Genomic DNA, 19,166 nt, shown 5'->3' on the forward strand with positions numbered 1-19,166 from the left:
GATCCCCTCGACTCGCCGCAGGCCCGCCCTACCGCCGGGAAGGACCGACGACCCAGGTGACCAGCGACGACACGCCGAAGGCCCGCGCCCGGCCGGTACGGGCGGACGTGCGCCGCAACCGCGCCCGGCTGCTCGCCGCGGCGCGGGAGGCGTTCCAGCGCGACGGGGCCGGCGCGTCCCTGGAGGGCGTCGCCCGGCTCGCCGGCGTCGGCATCGGGACGCTCTACCGGCACTTCCCCACCCGCCGGGATCTGCTGGAGGCGGTGCTCGCCGACGTCTACGACCGGCTCGCCGCGCGGGCGCGCGGGCTCATGGCCTCGCCCGCGCCCGGCGAGGCGCTGATGACCTGGCTGCGGACGTTCATCGCGGAGGTCACCGCGTTCCCCGGGATGGCGGCGTCGGCGATGGTGGCGCTGCGCGACGAGGGCCCGGAGCCGTCGCCGTCCTGCCGGGCGATGCAGGAGGCGGGCGGGGCGCTGTTCGCCCGCGCGCAGCGGGCCGGCGACGCGCCCGCCGGCGTCCCGTTCACCGACGTGCTGAGGCTCGCGGGCGCGATCGCGGCGGTCACCGAGCGCGAGCCGGAGGCCGCCGGCCGGCTGCTGTCGCTGGCGGCCACGGGGGTGGCGCCGGGCAAGGGGCGCTAGGCGCCGGGGAAGCCCGGGTAGGGGCGGCCGGTCTCCGGGTCGGGCAGGATGCGCCGCGGGCCGCGGGGCGCCTCGGCCCACTGGCGCCATTCGCGCGGGTAGCCGACCGACACCTCGATGTGCGGGACGGCGCCGGTCCAGATCGTCCGCGGGATGTGCAGGTGCCCGTACACGACGGACACCGCGCCGAACCTCGCGTGCCAGTCCGCGGTGCGCTCGGTGCCGCACCACTGGGCGAACTCGGGGTACCAGAGGACGCGGGTGGGCTCGCGAACGAGCGGCCAGTGGTTGACGAGCACGGTCCGCGTCCCCGGTTCCAGCTCGGCCAGCCGCCGCTCGGTGTAGGCGATCCGGGCGCCGCACCAGGCGTCCCGCGTGGGATACGGATCGGGGTGCAGGTAGACCTCGTCGGTGCACACCACCCCCGACGCGTGGGCGACCTCGAGCGCCTCTTCCTTGGTGGACGTCCCGTCCGGGCGGAAGGTGTAGTCGTACAGGATGAACAGCGGCGCGATCGTCACCGGGCCGCCCTCGCCGTCCCAGACGGGGTACGGGTCCTCGGGGGTCAGCACCCCGAGGTCGCGGCACAGGTCGACGAGCCTCCGGTAGCGGGCCTCGCCGCGCAGCTGGACCGGGTCGTCCTTGATGGTCCACAGCTCGTGGTTGCCGGGCGCCCACAGCACCGTCGCGTAGCGGTCGCGGAGCGTGCGGAGCGCCCACTCGATCTCGCCGAAGCGCTCGGCGACGTCGCCCGCCACGATCAGCCAGTCGTCCTCGGACCCGGGCCGCATGTCCTCGACGAACGCGCGGTTCTCGGAGAATCCGACGTGCAGATCGCTGATCGCATAGACGCCGCCCATCCAGGGATCGTATTCCCCGCGGCCCTCCCGCCGTTCAGTCGCCGTCGGCGGGCATGGTGAACAGGCGGATGTGGACGGGGCGGGCCCCCGGCGGGGCGTCCTCGCGGCCGTGGGCGTGCTCGTGCAGCAGCCGTATGTAGGCCTCGAAGAACTCCGCCAGCCCCTCCTCCGTCATGTGGGCGAAGCCGCGCGACAGCAGAGCCCAGGACCGTTCCCGCTCGTAGGCCGCGGGCAGCCCGCGCAGCAGCTCCACGTCCTCGGCGTGGCCGACCCTGAGCAGCTCGTCCAGAACGGGTCGGTCCTCGGGCGGCAGCGATGCGGCGTCGGGCATCCGGACGTCCCGCGGGCCCTCGGCCCGGCGCCACCAGCGCTCCCGGCCGGCGGACCGCTCCGGGATCTCCTCGATGAACCCGTACTTCTCCAGCTGCCGCAGGTGGTAGCTGGTCGTGCCGGTGTTGGCGCCGAGCGCCTCCCCGATCGTCGTGGACGTCGCGGGGCCGTGGACCCGCAGCCGGTGCAGGATCCGGCGCCGCAGCGGATGGCTCAGCGCCTTCATCCGCCCGGGATCGTCCAGGATGACGGGCTCCTCGTCGTCCTTCATGAGGAGAAGCCTAGTACCGCAGACGGATATTTGCAGAGAACTCTTTGCAGAGTTTTCTCTGTAGTTCTAGGGTCACCGGCATGAAGACAGCGATGACCCTTCTCGTGGCGCTCCTGCTCGGCGCCCTGTGCGCGGCGCCCGCCGCGGCCGCGCCGCCGGAGGCCGGGCCTCCGGCGGCCGGCCCGGTCCCGGCGCCGCCCGGCCTGACCTCGACCGAGGTGAGCTTCACCGGGTCCGGCGGGCTGACCCTGCGCGGCTCGGTCCTGGCGCCGGCCGCGAAGGGCCCGGCCCGGCCCGGCGTCGTCCTCGTCACCGGGTCCGGCTCCGGCGTGCCGCGCGAGCACCTGCTCACCGAGGCCGTCGAGTTCGCGCGGCGGGGCCTCGCCGTGCTGATCTACGACAAGAGGTCGGAGGGGTACACCAAGCTCCGCCGCGACTACTCCGAGCTCGCCGGCGACGCGCTCGGGGGCCTGCGGGCCCTGCGCGCGCAGCCCGGCGTCGACCCCGCGAAGGTGGGGCTGTGGGGGCTCAGCGAGGGCGGCTGGGTCGCGCCGCTGGCCGCGTCCCGCTCGGCCGAGGCGGCCTTCGTCATCGTGGTGGGCGGCAACGCCATGACGCCGCTCCGCCAGCAGAACTGGAACGAGACGTCCGTGCTGCGCCGGGCGGGCGTCTCCGGCTCGCTGACCGACCGCGGCAAGCCCGCCCTCGCGCGCCTCGCGGGCGACGTCGGCCTGTTCTCCGAGGCCTACTTCGGCGCCGAGGACGTCCTGCGGCGCGTGCGGCAGCCGCTGCTCGGCATCTGGGGCGAGTACGACCTGCAGACCCCGCCCGAGGACAACCCGCCGCTGTTCGCGCGGGCGCTGCGGAAGGGCGGGAACACCCACTACACGTTCCGCTTCTTCCCCGACGCCGACCACGGCGCGCACCGGACGCCGGATCGCGGGGTCACCCGCGGCGCCGAACTGGCCCCCGGCTACGCCGACCTCGTCGCGACCTGGGTGCGGGACGTGACGAGCGGGAACCTGCCGGAGGCCGACGCGGCCGCCCCGCCGCGGCAGGAGTACCGGAGCGTCGATCTGCCGCCGTTGAGGTGGTGGGAGTCGCGGTGGGTGCAGCTCGCCGCGGCGGTGCTGCTCCTCGTGGGGTTCGCCGCGTACCCGCTGGTCGCGCTGGTGCGGAAGGTGCGCGGGCGGAGAGTGCGGCCGGTGAGCCGCTGGGCGCGGGTGCTGCCCGCCGCCGGTCTCGCCGCCGCCTTCGGCCCGGTCGTCTACCTGTTCTCCCTGGTGGCCGGCTCCGCGCCTGACCCCGGGCCCGTCCTCGACGGGCGGCCGCTGCCGTGGCTGATCCTGCAGGCGCTCGCCGTGGCCGCGGTCGTGGCGGCGGCCGGCACCGCGGTGGCGTGGCGGCGGGCCGGGCCGGTCCCGCCGGGCGAGCGGGTCCGGCTCGGCCTCCTGGTCGCCGCCGGCGCGGTGCTGGTCCCGTGGGGCCTGCACTGGGGCGTCCTGCTGCCGTGATCGCGGATCAGGCGTCCTTCCCCCAGAAATACACCCCCAGGCTCATGGCGAGGACGCTCGCCCAGCTGAACACCGCCCGGGCCGTGTTCCAGGCCGTCCAGCGCCCGGAGTGGTCCGACCAGATCTTCGCCGCCTCGGCCGTGTCCGCGGGGATCTCGACGGCGTCCAGTGCGTTGTTCATCGGGATGTGCACCGCGACCGTCGGGACGAACGCGCCCAGGAAGTACACGGCCGCGGCGACGAAGAACAGCAGGGCCGCCGGCTTCCGGTCCATGGTCAGCAGGAGCACCCCCGCCACGACCGCCACGACGGGCACCAGCGTGAACATCGCGACGAAGAGCGGGTTCTGAATCTTCTGGTCGATGCCCTGCATCGCGTCGATCGCCGATTGGGGCTTCGCGGCGTTCAGGCCCGGCATCACGCCGGTGGTGAAGCCGAAGAACGTGCCGGCCATGCCGGCCGCCATGATGAGGGAGAGCGTCACCGAGACGCCCGCCAGAGCCGATCTCATGATCTTTCTCCGATCCGTGGGACGGGGTGGTCTCAGAGGTTCCAGATGCCGCTGGCGGCGGTCTCCCGCGCGTAGTCGGCGAAGTCCCGCGGCTCGCGGCCGAGGGCGCGCCGGACGCCGCCGGCGGGCCGGGCGTTGCGGCCGTCCAGGACCGTCGTGAACAGGTAGGTCAGGAACTCGATGAGCTCCGCGGGGAGGCCTCCCCCCGCGAGCGCCGCCGCGTAGTCCTCGGCGCCGACCCGGACGAAGGCGATGTCCCTGCCGCAGGCACGGCCGATCTCGGCGGCGGCCTCGGCGAAGGTGAGCGCCCGCGGGCCGGTCACCTCGTGGAGCTCACCGGCGTGCCCGGCGCCCGTGAGCGCCTCGACGGCCACGTCCGCGATGTCGCCGGCGTCGATGAACGGCTCGGGCACGTCGCCCACCGGGAGGGCCAGTTCGCCGGCCAGGACCGCGTCGAGGAGGTAGTCCTCGCTGAAGTTCTGCGCGAACCAGCTCGACCGCACGACCGTCCACGCGAGGCCGGAGTCCTGGACGATGCGCTCGCACTCCTGCGCCTCCGGCTCGCCGCGCCCCGACAGCAGGACCACGTGCCGGACGCCCGCCTCCACCGCGGCGTCCGTGAACGCGCGGACGGCCGCGGGCGCTCCCGGCGCGGCCAGGTCCGGGTAGTAGGACAGGTAGACCTTCTCCACGTCCCGCAGGACGGGCGCCCAGGTCCCCTCGTCCTCCCAGTCGAAGGGGGGCGAGGCCGACCGCGAGCCCATCCGGACCGGGACGTCCCTGGCCTCCAGCCGCTCGACGACGCGGCGGCCGGTCTTCCCGGTCCCGCCGAGGACGAGGGTGAGGCCGCTCTCGATGATGTTCTCAGCCGTGTTCGTCATGCCTTCGAGTCAACAGCGACCCACCTTCAACGACCATCGTTGAGAAGCTCGCCTCCATACGCGAGCGTCTACGCTGGTGCCATGGACGCTCTGGCCGATCTCCTCGACGGTCCGCGCGCCCGCGGGGCGTTCATGCTGCGCTGCACCCTCGCCCCGCCCTGGTCGGTCCGTATCCAGGACGAGGCGCCGCTGACCCTGCTCTCGATGATCAGGGACGACGCGTGGCTGCTCCCGGACGACGGGGAGCCGCAGCGCGTCGTGCCCGGCGACATGGTCATCTTCCGGGGGCCCGACCCCTACACCGTCAGCGACGACCCCGCGACCGAGCCGCAGATCGTCATCCACCCCGGGCAGCACTGCGCGACGCCCGACGGGACGAGCCTGTCGGGGGAAATGGACCTCGGCGTCCGGGCCTGGGGCAACGACCCCCACGGGCCGGCCGTGATGCTGATCGGCACCTACCAGATGCGCGGCGCCGTCACGCGGCGGCTGCTGTCCGCGCTGCCGGCGATGGCGGTCGTCCGCGGCGACACCTGGCGGTCGCCGCTCGTCGGCGTGCTGCAGGAGGAGATCGGCAAGGACGAGCCCGGCCAGGACGTCGTGCTCGACCGGCTGCTCGACCTGCTGCTCATCGGGACGCTGCGCGCCTGGTTCTCCCGGCCGGACGCCGAGGCGCCCGGCTGGTACCGCGCCCACGGCGACGCCGTCGTCGGCCCCGCGCTGCGGCTGCTGCACGAGGACCTGTCGCACCCGTGGACGGTCGCCGACCTGGCGGCCAGGGTCGGGGTGTCCCGCGCGGCTCTCGCGCAGCGGTTCACCAAGCAGATCGGGGAGCCGCCCATGTCGTACCTGACGGGCGTCCGCCTCGCCCAGGCCGCCGACCTGCTCCGGGAGAGCGACGCCACGCTGGACGCCGTGGCGCGCCGGGTCGGCTACGGCAACGCGTTCGCGCTGAGCACCGCGTTCAAGCGCGAGCACGGCGTCAGCCCGCAGGAGTACCGGACCGGCGCGGTCCCCGTCGCCTGAGCGCCGCCGGGGCCCGATGCCCGCGGGGCCTAGTGCTGCGGGCGGAGGGTGGGCTCGGCGCGGACGGGCGAGTCGTCGGCCGCGTCCGGGATGAACGGGACGACGAACGCGTACTCGGCCAGGACGGCCTCGGGCACCTCCCCCGACTCGCCGAACGCGGCGATCTCGCCCCAGCAGGGTGAGCCGAGCGACCCGCTGCGGTGCCGGACCGAGAGGCCGGCGCACAGGTTGGCGAACCGGAGCCGCTCGGCGAGCGGCAGGCCGGCGAGGGTGGCGAACACGAACCCGGCGGCGAACACGTCGCCCGCACCGGTCGGGTCGAGGGCCTCGACCGGCAGCGCGCTCGTCTCGGCCCGCTCCCCCGAGCGGGAGTCGATGGCGATCGCGCCGTCGCCGCCGCACTTGACCACGACGACCGGAACCCGCGCGGCGAGCGCCTCGGCGGCGTCCGCCGGGGTGCGGGTGCGGGTGTAGGACATCGCCTCGGCGGCGTTCGGCAGGAACGCGTCCACGTACGCGAGCCGGTCGAGGACCTCGGCCGGCCAGGCGCCGGTCTGGTCCCAGCCGAGGTCGCCGAAGACCAGCGCGCCGCGCTCGCGCATCCGGTCGGCCCACGCCGGCACCGGCCGGTCGACGTCCACGAAGCAGGCCCGCGCGGCCGGCGGCGGCGCGCCGAGGTCGTCCAGCGGGGACGGGACCGGCCGGGCGAACGTCACCATGCTGCGGTCGGAGTCGTAGGCCATCGAGACCGTGACCGGCGTCGACCAGCCCCGCACCCGGCGCGACAGCCCGAGGTCGACGCCCTCCTGCTCGGCGAGCGTGCGCCACAGGTAGGAGCCGAACATGTCGTCGCCGAACGGCGCCGCCAGCCCGACCCGCAGGCCGAGCCGGCTCATCGCGACGGCGATGTTGGCGACGCCGCCGGGCGCGGAGCCGAGACCGTCGGTGACGATCTCGGTGCCCGGCGGCGGCAGCCCCGGCAGCCCGGTGAAGATCATGTCCATGAAGACCTGGCCGGACAGGAACACGTCCAGCCCCGGGCGCTCCCCCGGGACGCGCAGCCGATCCCCCGCCGGCTCCCGCTCGGCGCAGGGATCGGCGAGGGACGGCTCCGGCGCCCGTCCCGGCGCGGTCTGCTGAGTCACGAGGCCCCCCATGGCGCGGCTCGGGCACGTGTTCCCACGGACCCTAGCCCGCGCCACCGACAACGACACCTACCTCGGAACGTACAGCCGAATGTCGTCCACCTGCGCGGATCCCTCGTAGAAGTTCATGTGCGGATCACCGATCATGAACCGGTCGGGGTAGGCGGACCCGGCCGGCCAGGTGTTCCGGTCGACGAGGGTGCCGCCCGGCCCCGTCCAGGTCCAGTCGGCGTCGAACCGGCCGTCGTACTCGTCCGGGCGCTGGTTGTAGTGCCAGATCGGCTCGCCGTCCTGGACGAACGAGCGCGTGTACCGGAACGTCGCCCTGCCCACGTGCGCGAAGACCCCGGACATCTCCATCGTGTAGGCGCCGTCGCGCCGCTCGACCGCGAACGTGTAGGACTCCTTGGGCAGCAGTTCGGGCCGCAGGTCGACGGTCGAGACGATCGCGCCGGCCTTCTTGAACCCGCACTCGCTCTCCATCAGGTACTCGGTGCCCGGCATGGTCGGGTACCGGCGGTCGTCGGTCATGAAGATCGCGTTGACGCCGTTGCCCGTCCCGGCGGAGTACGGCTCGTACTGGCCGGTGGCGGGGTTGCAGTACAGCAGGCCGCTGCCGGTGTACTTGTAGCGGTTGTAGCCGTCCATCGCGACCTTGCGGTGGCCGTGGATGAAGACGTTGTTGTGCGGCGCCACCCGCGGGTAGTCCATGATCGACATGTAGTAGAAGCCGTTGGAGTCGGTGCGCACGTCGGCCCACTCGCACTCCGGCCTGGCGAAGTCGCCGCCCGACGCCCACGGGAAGTTGGTCTTGCAGCCTTCGGGCGAGTAGCCGTTGATCCGGCCGTCCGGGTAGTCCCAGAGCCCGTTCCGCCGGCCGCCGAAGTCCAGGCCGCGCAGGGTCATCTCGACCCGGTACTCGGCGGGCAGGTCGCGGGTGGAGCGGATGACGACGCCGGCCTGGTGGCTCGGCTCGTCCAGCCGCGCGACGCCGCCGCGGGACGTCAGCGTCGGGGGCGTGTCCGGCCTGCCGTCCCCGTCGGTGTCGCGGGCGGCCAGTTCGGCGGTGAGCCAGCCGTGCTTCCCGAACGAGAAGGACTTGCGATAGGTCTTCATCGCGGCGAGCTGCGTGCGGAACGCCGGGCCGCCCACCGTGTCGAAGTAGGCGCCGTCGTTGTCGTAGATGTCGACGTTGTAGGGGCTGGACGGGCCGTCGCCGTCCGCCTTCCAGGGGAAACCGGCGTCGTCCAGACGCCCGTCGAACGGCTCGGCCGACACCAGCCGCCATCCGTCGCGGGCACCGGGCGGGGCCGGCTCCGCGCTCGCCGGGGCCGCGGCCAGCGCCGCCGGCATGAGCACCGGCAGCGCCATCGCCACGGCGCCGCGCACGAACTTCCTCATCTCGCCGCCTTCCTCGCCGCGCACCGGGGCGCGGCCTCGAACGTTCACGATCGACGGTCAGGACGATCTTCCGTGACGGTAGGGCGGCCCGGCCGCCGCGGGCCACGGCGAACATCGCCAAAAGTGGTATTGACCAGTCGCCACAATGGGACATACCGTGTGCGGCGACAGGAACAGCGCCGAAGGAGGTGATGGGCGTGCCATCCGCTGGCGAGTCCCGCTCCATGAGCACGAAACGGCAGGCGGTGCGCCGCGAGCTGCTCGTGATGATGGACGGGCTCGACGTCGGGGACGCGCTGCCGTCCGAGCGCCGGCTGGCGGAGGAGCTCGGGGTGTCCCGGCCGACGCTTCGCCAGGCCATCGACGGGCTCGTCGCCGACGGCCTGCTCGACCGGCGGCACGGGAGCGGCACCTACGTGGCCGAGCCCCGCATCGCGGTGTCGCTGACCATGACCTCGTTCACCGAGGACATGCTCCGGCGCGGGATGAAGCCGGGCGGCCGGGTGCTGTCGTTCCGCACCGAGCCCGCGGGGGCGCGGATCGGCAGGCGGCTGTCCCTGTCACCGGCCGAAGAGGTATTTACCATTCGGCGGCTCCGCCTCGCGGACGGCGCCACGATGGCCATCGAGACCCTCTACCTGCCGCGGGCGCTGATCCCGGGCCTGCGCCGGAACGACCTGGAGGGGCGGTCGTTCTACGAGCTGCTGCGCGGCCACGGCGTCGTGATCGCCTCGGGCACCGAGACGATCGAGCCGACCGTCACCACCGCCGAGGAGGCCGCCGAGCTGGACGTCCCGGTGCACACGCCGGCGTTCCTGTTCGAGCGGGTCACCCGGGACGAGGGCGGGCGGCCCCTGGAGTACGTCCGGTCCGTCTACCGCGGCGACCGGTATCGGCTGGAACTGGACCTGCGACCCCCTACCCACTGACCGCCCGCCCCGGGCGCCGCGCCCGGGGCGCACGACCGTCCATCCGCGCTGACGGGGGCGACAGCGCACGACCAATCCCCCGAGATGTGAGGCGACATCACCATGGACGTCATCAAGGACATCCTCACGTTCCTGGCCGACAACGTCTTCGGCCAGGTGCCCATCCTCATCGGGCTGATCACCCTGATCGGGCTGATCCTGCAGCGCAAGCGGTTCGAGGACGTCTTCGCCGGAGCCCTGCGCGCCACCATCGGCGTGGTCATCCTGTTCATCGGCGTGGAGGTGTTCACCGGCGGGCTGACGAGCTTCCAGACCGTCCTCGCCAGCGCGATGGGCACCACGCCGCCGAAGGCGGACAAGACCCTCGCGGACTTCCTCACCGACCAGGGCGGGACGGTCGCGCTCGTCATCACGGTCGCGTTCCTGCTCCACGTGCTCGTCGTCCGGCTCTTCCCGGCGGCCAGGTACCTGTACCTGACCGGGCACCTGATGTTCTGGATCAGCACCGTCACGGTGGCGTCGCTGGTGACGATCGCGCCCGGCGCCGACCAGCTCACGCTGGTGCTGTGCGGCGCCGGGTTCGTCGCCGCGTACTGGACCCTCCAGCCGCTGTGGATGCGGCCGCTGATGCGCCGCGTCATGCCGGACGACCGGTTCGGCTTCGCGCACACCAGCTCGCTCGCCTGCCTGGTCACCGGGTACGCGGCCCGCCCGCTCGGCAGCCGCGAGGAGCACGACACCGAGAAGCTGAAGCTGCCCCGCCAGCTGTCGTTCTTCAAGGACGTCAACGTCAGCACCGCGCTGATCATCTCGGTGATCATGCTGATCGGGGTCGCGCTGGCCGACGACGGCGTGGTGACCAAGGCCGCCGCGGAGATGGACGACAAACTGTCCCCGTGGGTGTGGGCGCTGCTGGTCGGCCTGCGGTTCGCGGGCGGCATCGCGATCCTGCTCTTCGGCGTGCGGATGTTCCTCGGCGAGATCGTCCCGGCGTTCAAGGGCTTCAGCGACCGCGTCATCCCCGGCACCCGTCCCGCGCTGGACGCGCCGACCGTGTTCCCCGTCGCGCCGACCGCCGTCATGGTCGGGTTCGTGGCGTCCACCGCGGTGTTCCTGGCGTGCCTCGGCGTGTTCGCCGCCGCGGGCTGGTTCACCCTGGCCCCGCCCATGATCATGCTGTTCTTCGTGGGCGGCGCGGCGGCGCTGTTCGGCAACGTGGTGGCCGGCTGGCGCGGCGCGGTGCTCGGCGGCGTGATCACCGGGCTGATCCTCGCGGTCGGGCAGGCGGTGACCTGGGGCCTGTACGAGCGGACCGCGCCCGAGCTGGCCACCCTCGCCGACCCCGACTGGTACGCGATCGCCTGGCTGCTGAAGGCCGTCGACCCCGTCGTCGGCCAGAACTCGGTCTGGCTCGTGCCCGCCGTCGCGCTCGCCGCGATGGTCGCCACCCTGCTGCTCCTCGGCCGCGCCGAGAAGCGCCGGGCCGCCGCGACGGACGCGGTGCCCGGGGACGAGGATCAGGCCCCCGCGAAGGCCTGACGGAACCGACGACGAAGGAAAGGCCGAGATGGCACTGGACCGGCAACTGGAAGTCCTCGCGGTCTGCGGGGTCGGCATGGGCTCCAGCCTCATGCTCAAGATGACCGCCGAGGACGCGCTGCGCTCGCTCGGCGTGGACGCGCGGGTCGAGAACACCGACGTGTCCACGGCCCGCGGGATGTCGCCCGACGTGGTGATCGGCCAGGGCATGCACACCGGCGAGATCGCCGATCTGGCCCCCGTGGTGATCACGATCAGCGACTTCCTCGACAAGGACGGGCTGGAGGCCCGGCTGAGGGAGCACCTGACCGAGCAGGGGTGGCTGCCGTGACGGTCGTCGCCGCGGCCGACGCCGTGACCGCGGCGGACTGGCGGGAGGCCGTCCGGAAGGCGGCCTCCGCGCTGGTCGCCGCGGGCGCGGCGGGCGAGGGCTACCCGGAGGCGTGCGTGCGGGTCGTCGAGGAGAACGGCCCGTACATCGTGCTGGCCAAGGGGCTCGCGCTCGTCCACGCCCGCCCCGAGGAGGGCGGCCTCGCGGTCGGCGTCGGGGTGACCCGGCTGGCGGCGCCGGTCGGGTTCGGCCATCCTGACAACGACCCGGTCGACCTGCTGCTCGCGTTCTGCACCCCGGACGCGGACGCGCACGTCGGCACCCTGTCCGCGCTGGCGCGCGCGCTGTCCGGCGGCCTGGCCGACCGGCTCCGCGCGGCGTCCGGCGAGGACGGCCTGGCCCGCGACCTGAAGGAGGCCCTCCCCGATGACTGACCCGGCGCGGTTCCCCGACCGGGTGCGGCACCTGCTGGACGAGCTCGACGCCGCCGCGGGAAAGGCGGCCGGCGACGCCGCCGCCCTGATCCTGGCGTCGGTCGAGGCCGACGGGATCGTGCACGTCGCCGGGGCGGGCCACTCCCTGGCGATGGTGTTCGAGACGTTCTACCGGGCGGGCGGGCTGGCGGCCGTCCGCCCGATCTGGGACCCGGCCGTGTTCCCCCTCGACCACGCCGTGCGCAGCACCCGCGCGGAGCGGCGGGCCGGGGTGGGGCGCGCCGTGGTCGAGAAGGCGGCGCCCGCCCCGCCCGACGTGGCGGTCGTCTTCTCCACCAGCGGCCGCAACCCGTACCCGGTGGAGGTCGCGCAGGAGTGCGCGGCCCGGCGGGTGCCGGTGATCGCCGTGATGTCGTCGCCGGCCTCGCGCGCCGCGGAGGCGCGGGCCGGCACGGCGCTGGCCGACCACGCGGCGATCGTGCTGGACACGCGGGTCCCGCCCGGCGACGTGCTGCACCCGGCGGCGGCGCCGCGCACGGCCGCGGTCTCAACCGTCCTCGGCGCGTACGCGTGGGCGCGGGTGCTGGCCGAGCTCGACGACCTCGCCGCGGCGCGCGGCGTGGACCTGCCGCGCTGGACGAGCGCGAACGTCCCCGGCGGCGACGAGGCGAACGCCGCGCTGCTGGAGCGTTACCGGCACCGCGTCCCCGAACTGGCCGGGGACGGCTAGCCCGGGAACCCCCGCCCGGTCCCGCGGCGTTTCTCATATGGTCCGGCTCGCCCCCTATGACAGGATGCGAGGTTTACATCGGACCGGAACGAGGAGCGAGATGACGACCAGACCGACCGGGGACGACCTTCTAGCCGTGTTCACGCGCGCGGACCTCGGCGGCGATCAGAAGCTCGACCTGATGGAGTTCACGCTCGTCCTGGACGAGCTGGGGCTCGCCTGGACGCGCGCCGAGACGCAGGACAGGTTCGAGAAGGCGGACGGCAACCTCGACGGGTTCATCTCCTACGAGGAGTTCCGCGCGCTCTTGGACGCCCAGGGCTGGGCCGAGGGGCCGCTGCCCGGCGCGCGCGCCTGATCACGCCGGAGGCGACGGGCCCGCCGGCGCGGCCGGCGGGCCTTCCCGTCCCCACAGGGTCAGGCGCGGCGGCCCCGCAGCGACCGGTACCGGCGGACGAGCTCGGCCGTGGACGGGTCGGGCGCCTGCGCGGGCGGCTCGTCCGAGGTGAGCGCGGGGGCAAGGTCCATCGCCATGACCTTGCCGAGCTCGACGCCCCACTGGTCGAAGGAGTCGATGCCCCAGATCGTCCCCTCCACGAACACGACGTGCTCGTAGAGCGCGACGAGCGAGCCGAGGGTCTTCGGGGTCAGCTTCGGCGCGAGGATCGTGCTGGTCGGGCGGTTGCCGGGCATCACCTTGTGCGGGACGACCGCGGCGGGCGTGCCCTCGGCGGCGATCTCCTCGGCGGTCTTGCCGAACGCGAGCGCCGACGTCTGCGCGAGAAGGTTCGCGGTGAGCAGGTCGTGCATGCCGGCGCGGTCCTCGAACGGCTCGGCGAAGCCGATGAAGTCGGCGGGGACGAGCCGGGTGCCCTGGTGCAGCAGCTGGTAGAAGGCGTGCTGGCCGTTGGTGCCGGGCTCGCCCCAGAAGATCTCGCCCGTCTGCGCGACGACGGGCGCGCCGTCGGCCCGCACCGACTTGCCGTTGGACTCCATGGTGAGCTGCTGGAGGTAGGCGGGGAACCGGGACAGGCGCTGGCTGTACGGCAGGACGGCCCGGGTCTGCGCGCCGAAGAAGTCGGTGTACCAGACGCCGAGCAGGCCCATCAGGACCGGCATGTTCGCCTCGAACGGCGCGGCGCGGAAGTGCTCGTCGATCTCGCGGAACCCGGCGAGCATCTCCCGGAAGGCCTCGCCGCCGACGGCGATCATCAGGGAGAGGCCGATGGCGCCGTCGAAGGAGTAGCGCCCGCCGACCCAGTCCCAGAACCCGAACATGTTGGCGGTGTCGATGCCGAAGTCGGCGACCCGCTCGGCGTTGGTGGAGACCGCGACGAAGTGCCGCGAGACGGCCTTGTCGTCGCCGAGCCGCTCGACGAGCCACTGGCGGGCGACCTTGGCGTTGGTGAGGGTCTCCAGCGTCCCGAACGTCTTGGAGCTGATGACGAACAGCGTCTGCTCGGGGTCGAGGCCGCGGAGCTTGCCGAGGATGTCGGCCGGGTCGATGTTGGAGACGAACCGGCAGGAGATCCCCGCGTCGACGTAGTCCTGGAGGGCCTCGTAGGCCATCGCGGGGCCGAGGTCGGAGCCGCCGATGCCGATGTTGACGACGGTGGTGATGCGCTTGCCGGTGAAGCCCGTCCACTCCCCCGAGCGGACGCGCCCCGCGAACCCGGCCATCTTGTCCAGGACGGCGTGCACGTCGCCGGCGACGTCCTGGCCGTCCACCGTCAGGGCCTCGCCGGGCGGCAGGCGCAGCGCGGTGTGCAGGACGGCGCGGTCCTCGCTGACGTTGATGTGCTCCCCGGTGAACATCGCCTCGATCCGGGCGCGGAGCCCGGCGCGCTCGGCGAGCGCGGTGAGCAGCCCCAGCGTCTCGTCCGTGACCCGGTGCTTGGAGTAGTCCAGGTACAGGTCCCCCGCGGTCACGGCCATCCGGCCGGCGCGCCCCGGATCGTCCGCGAACAGCTCGCGCAGGTGCCGGCCCGCGAGCGCCGCCTGGTGCTCGGCCAGCGCGGACCATTCGGGCGACTCGGTGATATCAGCCATTGCCTCTCTCATCTCCTCGCGGGGCGAGCGCCGAACGTCCCCCGGGCACCCCGCCGTTCCCCATCCGGCGATCATAGGCGGACCGCGCGCGACCGTATCAGGGCGTCCCCGGCGCCGGAGGGATCCGCCCCGATCGCGGGGTCCCGCACGGCGCGCGAGTAGGGTCGCCCGCAGGTTGCAGGAGGTTCCCCGGGATGAGCGACGCCCAGCACGGCATCACGAGCTTGTTCGACCTGGCGCCGCTCGGCGCGGACTCGTTCACGGCCACGTCGCCGCCGGTCGGTCGGCCCCGGCTGTTCGGGGGGCAGGTCGCCGGGCAGAGCCTGCGCGCGGCGTGCCTGACGGCCGGCGGGCGCCCGCCGCACTCCCTGCACGCCTATTTCATCCGCCCGGGGTCGCCGGACGAGCCGCTGAACTTCGACGTGGCCCGCACCCGCGACGGCCGCTCGTTCACAACCCGGCACGTGACCGCGAGCCAGGGCGGCAAGCCGATCCTGGAGCTGATCGCCTCCTTCCACGACCCGGAAGCCGGGTTCGACTGGCAGGCCGCCCCGCCGTCCGGCACGCCCGGCCCGGAGGGGGTGCCCGCGGCGGAGCTGCCGTCGTTCTTCCGGCACCCGGCCGGGTTCGAGGTTCGGGTGAACCCGCGCGGGGAGGGCGAGTTCCCGCTCGCGCACCCGTTCTGGATCAGGATGGCGGAACCGGTCGGCGACGATCCCGCGCTGCACGCCTGCCTGATCGCCTACCTGTCGGACATGGGCGTCGTCAGCAGCGCCCGCGCCCCCGGCTCGCCGCGCCGGCTCGCGACCGCGGTCACTCTCGACCACGCGCTGTGGTTCCACCGGCCGCCGCGCGCCGACCGGTGGCTGCTGTTCTCGGTGCACCCGGTCACCAACCACGGCGCCCGCGGCCTGGCGCGCGGCACCCTGCACACCGAGGACGGGACGCTCCTGGCGTCGATCGCCCAGGAGGCACTGCTGCGCCCGGCGCCGGGCTAGGGTCGCGGTGCATGGGAGCTCGCGCGAACTACGTGCTGATCGACGCCGACGGCCTGAGCCTGTACTACTCCCACTGGGGCGCGGACCAGGTCTGCTCCGCGCTGGTCGCGGGCCCGGAGGCGGCGAGGCGGTTCATCGCCGCCCAGCACCGCTGCGCCGACCCGGCCCGCGACTGGCTGGACGACCGCTGGGCCGAGGGCGGCGCGGTCGTCGATTTCACGGCCCGCCGGCTGGTGTTCTACGGCGACCAGCTGATGCTGGAGATCCCGTGCAAGCGGGCCTTCCTGGCACTGCTCGGCCTGACCTGGCCCGACTGGACGGTGCGGTGGGCCTACGACGGCATCGGCGATCTCGCCGCGGCGGCCGGGTTCGACCGGTCGCTCGTCCGCAGCCCTGACCTGGACGAGCGCGCCGTCCCGGACGAGACCGAGACGGACCCGGACGACATGCACCACCTGCTCACCGTCCGGACGGCGGAGGGGATCACCGTCCATCCGCTGTACTGGGAGCTCCACACGGCCTGGCGGGGACCGGGCCTGGCGGACCGGCCGCCCGCCGGCGGACTCGCGCGGCGGGATCTGCGGAACGTGCCGGTCAGCGGCCTCCACCTGGACGTCGCCGCCCGCACGGCCGGCGTCTGGATCGGCGCGTCCTGCACGGGACTGGTGCCCGCCCTGGAGGAGCTGTGGCCGGGATGGCGCGTGGAGTTCTGGGAGGACCGGTACGAGGAGCAGCTCGCCCGCTGCGGGGGCGCGGTCACCGTCCCCGCCCACGATCCGGCCGCCGCCCTCGACGAGGTGGTCTCCCGGCTGGGCCGCCGGCGGGGGGACGACCCGGTGCCGCGGATGCTGGACACCGTCCGCCGGCACGCCGGGGACCGGGAGGTCGAGCTGAACCCGTACTTCACCGCGCACCGGCAGGTCGACGCCCACGACGACGAATGGCGGTCCGCCCTGGACAGCGCCGCCGAACTGCGCGCCCGCCTCGCCGCGCAGGCCTGACCGCCCGCCGGTACCGCCAGGCGACGGGACTAGGCTCGTTCTCGGCCGCCTCACCAGGGGCGGGAGGGATCGCGTGAGGAAGGAGTCCCGGTGAGCGAGCGGGCGTTCTGGGTGGGCACGTACACCGGAGAGGCCGGTCGGGGTGCCGGTATCTACCGGGTGGCCCGGCGGGCGGACGGGACGCTGGAGGGGCCGGAGCTCGTGACCGAGGCCGTGTGCCCGTCGTACCTGGCCGCCCATCCCTCCGGAAACGTCCTCTACGCGGTGAGAGAGGAGGACCGGGGCGGGGTCGTCGCCTACGAGGTGGCGGCCTCGGGGCTGCGGGAGACCGGGACCCGCCCGGCGGGCGCGCTGCCGTGCCACCTGTCCCTGACACCGGACGCCGGGCACCTGCTGGTCGCCGACTACGGCTCCGGGACGGTGCGGGCCGTCCGGCTGGACCGAGACGGAGGGTTCGCCGGCGAGCCCGCGGTGGCCGAAGGGCATGGAGGCGGGCCCCGCACCGACCGCCAGGAGGGCCCGCACGCGCACGCGTCGGTGCACGCACCGGACGGGACGGTCCTCACGACCGACCTGGGGGCCGATCTCATCCGCTCCTTCAGGATCGAGGACGGCGCACTGCGCCTGGTCGGGGAGACGCACGTGCCGGCCGGGCACGGGCCGAGGCACCTGGTCCTCCACCCCGGCGGCTACGTGCACGTGCTCGCCGAACTGGTCACATCCGTAATGGTGCTGCGGCCGGTGGACGGGTACGCGCGGCTGGAGCTCGTGGCCGAGTCGCCCGCGACGGCGGATCCGGCGGGCGAGGCCGCCCAGGGCGCGGCGATCAGGCTCGGCGCCGGCGGCCGGTACGCCTACACGTCGATGCGCGGTACGGACGTGGTCACCGCCCACCGCGTGCTGGACGGCGGCGCGGCGCTCGAGCCGATCGCCGACGTCCCGTCCGGAGGGCACTGGCCGCGCGACCTGTACGTGGACGGCGCGTGGATGCACGTCGCCAACGAGCGGAGCGACACGATCGCGACCTTCCGGATCGGCCCGGACGGTGTCCCGGCGCCCGCCGGCGAACCCCTGCGCGTCCCCTCACCGGTCTGCGTCCTGCCTGCCGGGCCCGCCGCCTAGGGGCGTTTCCTGCCGCCCGCCTCGGGCACGTCCCCCGAGAACAGGCGGACGAGCAGGGAGCATCCCGACATGACGACGATCGCCACGACCAACCCCGCGACGGGCGAGGTCGAGAAGACCTTCGACGCGCTGGCCGACGAGGAGGTCGACCGGCGCATCGCGCGGGCGGCGGAGACGTTCGCCTCCTACCGCACGACGCGGCTGGAGCAGCGGGCAGAGTGGATGAACGCCGCGGCGGACATCCTGGACCGGGAGGCCGACCAGATCGGCGCCATGCTCACCACGGAGATGGGCAAGACGCTGAAGGCGGCCGTGGCCGAGGTGGGGAAGTGCGCCAAGGCGTGCAGGTTCTACGCCCGGCACGCGGCGGAGTTCCTCGCCGACCGGCGTCCCGCCGAGGCGCGGGACGTGGGGGCGCGGGACGCCTATGTCCGCTACCAGCCGCTCGGTCCCGTCCTGGCGATCATGCCGTGGAACTTCCCGCTCTGGCAGGTGGTCAGGTTCGCCGCCCCCGGCCTGATGGCGGGCAACGTGGGGCTGCTGAAGCACTCCTCGAACGTGCCCCAGACGGCGCTGTTCCTGGAGGACCTGTTCCGCCGCGCCGGGTTCCCCGAGGGCGCCTTCCAGACGCTGCTGATCGGGTCGTCCAAGGTCGAGCGGGTGCTGCGGGACCCGCGGGTGAAGGCGGCGACGCTCACCGGCAGCGAGCCCGCGGGGCGGTCCGTCGCGGCGATCGCCGGGGACGAGATCAAGCCGACGGTCCTGGAGCTCGGCGGCAGCGACCCGTTCGTGGTGATGCCGTCCGCCGACATCGAGGCCGCGGCGCGGACGGCGGCGGAGTCCCGCTGCCTCAACAACGGGCAGAGCTGCATCTCCGCGAAGCGGTTCATCGCCGACATCGGCTGCGCGGACGAGTTCGAGCGCCGCTTCGTGGAGCACATGCGGGCGAAGAAGGTGGGCGACCCCATGGACGAGGCCACCGACGTCGGCCCGCTGGTCAGCGAGGAGGGGCGCGCCGAGGTCGAGGAGCTGGTGGCCGACGCGGTGGCCAAGGGCGCGGCGGTGCTGTGCGGCGGCGAGCGCCCGGACGGTCCCGGCTGGTACTACCCGCCGACCGTGCTCTCCGGGGTGACGCCCGAGATGCGGATGTACCACGAGGAGGTCTTCGGGCCGGTCGCGTCGCTGTTCCGCGTCCGCGGGGTGTCGGAGGCGGTCGAGGTCGCGAACGCGACGGGCTTCGGGCTCGGCTCGAACGCGTGGACGCGCGACGACGTCGAGCGGGACCGGTTCGTCCGGGAACTGGACGCGGGCCAGGTCTTCGTCAACGGGATGGTGACGTCCTACCCGGAGCTGCCCTTCGGCGGGGTGAAGCGCTCCGGCTACGGCCGGGAGCTGTCGGCGGACGGCCTGCGCGCCTTCTGCAACGCCAAGACCGTCTGGGCCGGCTGAC

General features: G+C 73.8%; 20 protein-coding genes. 13 read left to right on the plus strand and 7 right to left on the minus strand.

Going from position 1 to position 19,166, the window contains the following annotated elements; all coding sequences use genetic code 11:
• Positions 1–56 precede the first annotated feature (56 nt).
• The gene (locus ABGB11_RS08855; RefSeq protein ID WP_347630717.1) at positions 57–644 is read left to right on the plus strand and encodes a TetR/AcrR family transcriptional regulator; all 588 of its coding nucleotides are present in this window, start codon (positions 57–59) and stop codon (positions 642–644) included.
• Here the strand turns inward: ABGB11_RS08855 and ABGB11_RS08860 are convergent.
• A complete protein-coding gene (locus ABGB11_RS08860) occupies positions 641–1,504 on the minus strand; it encodes a metallophosphoesterase (protein ID WP_347630719.1) in 864 nt (287 codons plus the stop codon). The genes ABGB11_RS08855 and ABGB11_RS08860 overlap by 4 nt on opposite strands.
• A gap of 34 nt (positions 1,505–1,538) precedes the next feature.
• A complete protein-coding gene (locus ABGB11_RS08865) occupies positions 1,539–2,105 on the minus strand; it encodes a winged helix-turn-helix domain-containing protein (RefSeq protein ID WP_347630721.1) in 567 nt (188 codons plus the stop codon).
• Positions 2,106–2,185: 80 nt separating this feature from the next.
• Here ABGB11_RS08865 and ABGB11_RS08870 point away from each other — a divergent pair, with 80 nt between their 5' ends.
• Positions 2,186–3,619 carry a prolyl oligopeptidase family serine peptidase gene (locus tag ABGB11_RS08870; RefSeq protein ID WP_347630723.1) on the plus strand — a complete coding sequence of 478 codons (1,434 nt, stop codon included), beginning with the start codon at positions 2,186–2,188 and terminating at the stop codon, positions 3,617–3,619.
• 7 nt (positions 3,620–3,626) lie between these two features.
• On the opposite strand, the gene ABGB11_RS08875 is transcribed toward ABGB11_RS08870, so the two are convergent.
• Together ABGB11_RS08875 and ABGB11_RS08880 are read right to left on the minus strand one after the other, a co-directional pair.
• Positions 3,627–4,130 (minus strand): anthrone oxygenase family protein, encoded by a 504-nt coding sequence (locus ABGB11_RS08875; RefSeq protein WP_347630725.1) that lies wholly within the window; start codon positions 4,128–4,130, stop codon positions 3,627–3,629.
• A 32-nt stretch (positions 4,131–4,162) separates the two neighbouring features.
• Positions 4,163–5,011 (minus strand): NAD(P)H-binding protein, encoded by an 849-nt coding sequence (locus tag ABGB11_RS08880; RefSeq protein ID WP_347630727.1) that lies wholly within the window; start codon positions 5,009–5,011, stop codon positions 4,163–4,165.
• 81 nt (positions 5,012–5,092) lie between these two features.
• Between ABGB11_RS08880 and ABGB11_RS08885 the strand changes: the two genes are divergently transcribed.
• A complete protein-coding gene (locus ABGB11_RS08885) occupies positions 5,093–6,037 on the plus strand; it encodes an AraC family transcriptional regulator (RefSeq protein WP_347630729.1) in 945 nt (314 codons plus the stop codon).
• 29 nt (positions 6,038–6,066) lie between these two features.
• Here ABGB11_RS08885 and ABGB11_RS08890 read toward each other — a convergent pair whose 3' ends face one another.
• Positions 6,067–7,182: a carbohydrate kinase family protein gene (locus ABGB11_RS08890; RefSeq protein WP_347630731.1), complete on the minus strand. Its 1,116-nt coding sequence runs from the start codon at positions 7,180–7,182 to the stop codon at positions 6,067–6,069.
• A gap of 69 nt (positions 7,183–7,251) precedes the next feature.
• Complete coding sequence (locus ABGB11_RS08895) at positions 7,252–8,583, minus strand: hypothetical protein (protein WP_347630733.1); 1,332 nt, start codon at positions 8,581–8,583, stop codon at positions 7,252–7,254.
• Between the two features lie 224 nt (positions 8,584–8,807).
• On the opposite strand from ABGB11_RS08895, the gene ABGB11_RS08900 reads away from it, so the two are divergent.
• The 6 genes from ABGB11_RS08900 to ABGB11_RS08925 all read left to right on the plus strand — a co-directional run bounded on the left by ABGB11_RS08900 (position 8,808) and on the right by ABGB11_RS08925 (position 12,904).
• On the plus strand, positions 8,808–9,512 hold the full coding sequence (locus ABGB11_RS08900; protein WP_347630735.1) for a GntR family transcriptional regulator: 705 nt from the start codon (positions 8,808–8,810) through the stop codon (positions 9,510–9,512).
• Positions 9,513–9,614: 102 nt separating this feature from the next.
• Entirely contained in the window at positions 9,615–11,051 is a 1,437-nt protein-coding gene (locus ABGB11_RS08905; protein WP_347630737.1) for a PTS ascorbate transporter subunit IIC, read from the plus strand.
• 28 nt (positions 11,052–11,079) lie between these two features.
• Positions 11,080–11,382, plus strand: a complete 303-nt coding sequence (locus tag ABGB11_RS08910) for a PTS sugar transporter subunit IIB (protein WP_021598663.1) — start codon at positions 11,080–11,082, stop codon at positions 11,380–11,382.
• Positions 11,379–11,816 (plus strand): PTS sugar transporter subunit IIA, encoded by a 438-nt coding sequence (locus ABGB11_RS08915; RefSeq protein ID WP_347630739.1) that lies wholly within the window; start codon positions 11,379–11,381, stop codon positions 11,814–11,816. The genes ABGB11_RS08910 and ABGB11_RS08915 overlap by 4 nt, the downstream gene beginning before the upstream one ends.
• Positions 11,809–12,546, plus strand: a complete 738-nt coding sequence (locus ABGB11_RS08920) for a sugar isomerase domain-containing protein (protein ID WP_347630741.1) — start codon at positions 11,809–11,811, stop codon at positions 12,544–12,546. The genes ABGB11_RS08915 and ABGB11_RS08920 overlap by 8 nt, the downstream gene beginning before the upstream one ends.
• Positions 12,547–12,646: 100 nt before the next feature.
• Positions 12,647–12,904 (plus strand): EF-hand domain-containing protein, encoded by a 258-nt coding sequence (locus tag ABGB11_RS08925; RefSeq protein WP_347630743.1) that lies wholly within the window; start codon positions 12,647–12,649, stop codon positions 12,902–12,904.
• A gap of 59 nt (positions 12,905–12,963) precedes the next feature.
• Here ABGB11_RS08925 and pgi read toward each other — a convergent pair whose 3' ends face one another.
• On the minus strand, positions 12,964–14,595 hold the full coding sequence (pgi, locus tag ABGB11_RS08930; RefSeq protein ID WP_347630745.1) for a glucose-6-phosphate isomerase: 1,632 nt from the start codon (positions 14,593–14,595) through the stop codon (positions 12,964–12,966).
• A gap of 194 nt (positions 14,596–14,789) precedes the next feature.
• Here pgi and ABGB11_RS08935 point away from each other — a divergent pair, with 194 nt between their 5' ends.
• The 4 genes from ABGB11_RS08935 to ABGB11_RS08950 all read left to right on the plus strand — a co-directional run bounded on the left by ABGB11_RS08935 (position 14,790) and on the right by ABGB11_RS08950 (position 19,165).
• Entirely contained in the window at positions 14,790–15,593 is an 804-nt protein-coding gene (locus ABGB11_RS08935) for an acyl-CoA thioesterase domain-containing protein (RefSeq protein WP_347630747.1), read from the plus strand.
• Positions 15,594–15,604: 11 nt separating this feature from the next.
• Positions 15,605–16,594 carry a hypothetical protein gene (locus ABGB11_RS08940; protein ID WP_347630749.1) on the plus strand — a complete coding sequence of 330 codons (990 nt, stop codon included), beginning with the start codon at positions 15,605–15,607 and terminating at the stop codon, positions 16,592–16,594.
• A gap of 90 nt (positions 16,595–16,684) precedes the next feature.
• Positions 16,685–17,716 carry a lactonase family protein gene (locus tag ABGB11_RS08945; protein ID WP_347630751.1) on the plus strand — a complete coding sequence of 344 codons (1,032 nt, stop codon included), beginning with the start codon at positions 16,685–16,687 and terminating at the stop codon, positions 17,714–17,716.
• Positions 17,717–17,785: 69 nt separating this feature from the next.
• The gene (locus ABGB11_RS08950) at positions 17,786–19,165 is read left to right on the plus strand and encodes an NADP-dependent succinic semialdehyde dehydrogenase (RefSeq protein ID WP_347630753.1); all 1,380 of its coding nucleotides are present in this window, start codon (positions 17,786–17,788) and stop codon (positions 19,163–19,165) included.
• Position 19,166 lies beyond the last annotated feature (1 nt).

The organism is Actinomadura sp. B10D3, assembly GCF_039871695.1.
Lineage (GTDB): Bacteria > Actinomycetota > Actinomycetes > Streptosporangiales > Streptosporangiaceae > Spirillospora > Spirillospora madurae.

Bases quoted from the DNA above. Each gene is read 5' to 3' on its own strand.
- ABGB11_RS08860 (WP_347630719.1), bottom strand. From the start codon at position 1,504: ATGGGCGGCGTCTATGCGATCAGCGATCTGCACGTCGGATTCTCCGAG.
- ABGB11_RS08865 (WP_347630721.1), bottom strand. From the start codon at position 2,105: ATGAAGGACGACGAGGAGCCCGTCATCCTGGACGATCCCGGGCGGATG.
- ABGB11_RS08870 (WP_347630723.1), top strand. From the start codon at position 2,186: ATGAAGACAGCGATGACCCTTCTCGTGGCGCTCCTGCTCGGCGCCCTG.
- ABGB11_RS08875 (WP_347630725.1), bottom strand. From the start codon at position 4,130: ATGAGATCGGCTCTGGCGGGCGTCTCGGTGACGCTCTCCCTCATCATG.
- ABGB11_RS08880 (WP_347630727.1), bottom strand. From the start codon at position 5,011: ATGACGAACACGGCTGAGAACATCATCGAGAGCGGCCTCACCCTCGTC.
- ABGB11_RS08885 (WP_347630729.1), top strand. From the start codon at position 5,093: ATGGACGCTCTGGCCGATCTCCTCGACGGTCCGCGCGCCCGCGGGGCG.
- ABGB11_RS08895 (WP_347630733.1), bottom strand. From the start codon at position 8,583: ATGAGGAAGTTCGTGCGCGGCGCCGTGGCGATGGCGCTGCCGGTGCTC.
- ABGB11_RS08900 (WP_347630735.1), top strand. From the start codon at position 8,808: ATGAGCACGAAACGGCAGGCGGTGCGCCGCGAGCTGCTCGTGATGATG.
- ABGB11_RS08905 (WP_347630737.1), top strand. From the start codon at position 9,615: ATGGACGTCATCAAGGACATCCTCACGTTCCTGGCCGACAACGTCTTC.
- ABGB11_RS08910 (WP_021598663.1), top strand. From the start codon at position 11,080: ATGGCACTGGACCGGCAACTGGAAGTCCTCGCGGTCTGCGGGGTCGGC.
- ABGB11_RS08920 (WP_347630741.1), top strand. From the start codon at position 11,809: ATGACTGACCCGGCGCGGTTCCCCGACCGGGTGCGGCACCTGCTGGAC.
- ABGB11_RS08925 (WP_347630743.1), top strand. From the start codon at position 12,647: ATGACGACCAGACCGACCGGGGACGACCTTCTAGCCGTGTTCACGCGC.
- pgi (WP_347630745.1), bottom strand. From the start codon at position 14,595: ATGGCTGATATCACCGAGTCGCCCGAATGGTCCGCGCTGGCCGAGCAC.
- ABGB11_RS08935 (WP_347630747.1), top strand. From the start codon at position 14,790: ATGAGCGACGCCCAGCACGGCATCACGAGCTTGTTCGACCTGGCGCCG.
- ABGB11_RS08940 (WP_347630749.1), top strand. From the start codon at position 15,605: ATGGGAGCTCGCGCGAACTACGTGCTGATCGACGCCGACGGCCTGAGC.
- ABGB11_RS08950 (WP_347630753.1), top strand. From the start codon at position 17,786: ATGACGACGATCGCCACGACCAACCCCGCGACGGGCGAGGTCGAGAAG.